This window comes from Merdimmobilis hominis, assembly GCF_016901855.1.
GTDB lineage: Bacteria > Bacillota > Clostridia > Oscillospirales > Ruminococcaceae > Paludihabitans.
On the sequence record NZ_JACJKY010000055.1, the window covers coordinates 1 to 925 of the forward strand.

General features: G+C 48.9%; 1 tRNA gene and 1 rRNA gene. Both read right to left on the reverse strand.

The features are described 5' to 3' along the window. Positions 1 to 641 (reverse strand): 23S ribosomal RNA (locus H6A12_RS12995); the annotation flags it as partial. 184 nt (positions 642 to 825) lie between these two features. Continuing rightward, a tRNA-Ile gene (locus H6A12_RS13000) sits at positions 826 to 902 on the reverse strand. Positions 903 to 925: the final 23 nt, after the last annotated feature.

Below are 925 nucleotides of genomic sequence, written 5' to 3' on the forward strand. Positions count from 1 at the left end.
CTTAACCTCGCTCCATAACATAACTCGCCGGACCATTCTACAATAGGTACCATATCACACCTTGACGTGCTCTATGTGCTTGTAGGCACAGGGTTTCAGGTTCTTTTTCACTCCCCTCCCGGGGTTCTTTTCACCTTTCCTTCACAGTACTCTTCGCTATCGGTCATCAGGTAGTGTTTAGGCTTGGAGGGTGGTCCCCCCTGCTTCCCACGGGATTCCTCGTGTCCCGCGGTACTCTGGATCCTGCTCGCTGTCTTGTCTTTTCGTCTACATGACTCTCACATTCTCTGGTGTGCCTTCCCATGCACTTCGACTAAAACTTGACAATGCTAAATGCAGTCCGCAACCCCGCCGGTATTTCTACCAGCGGTTTGGCCTGAGCCGCGTTCGCTCGCCACTACTAGCGGTATCTCGGTTGATTTCTTTTCCTCGCCCTACTTAGATGTTTCAGTTCAGGCGGTTCCCCTCGTATCCCTATGGATTCAGAATACGATGCGTGAGCTTTCCCACGCGGATTGCTCCATTCGGACATCTCCGGATCAATGTCTACTTGCGACTCCCCGGAGCTTTTCGCAGCTTGTCACGTCCTTCTTCGGCTCCTGATGCCAAGGCATTCGCCCTGCGCCCTTCTTAGCTTGACCTCTTATGTTCTCTTCGAATCATAATGTTGTTCAATTCTAAGTTCTACGTTTAAAGTTTCATTGTAGTTTATTACCCTGACTATATTTCTATAGTCGCGCATAATATTTTACACTTTACTTTTCGCATACTTTCGTTTTCTTGTTATTCAGTTTTCAAGATACCTTCTTGTCAGATCTCTCTGACTGGTGGGCTCAAGTGGACTCGAACCACCGACCTCACGCTTATCAGGCGTGCGCTCTAACCACCTGAGCTATGAGCCCATTTCGTTAGTCTTTCCGGCGTT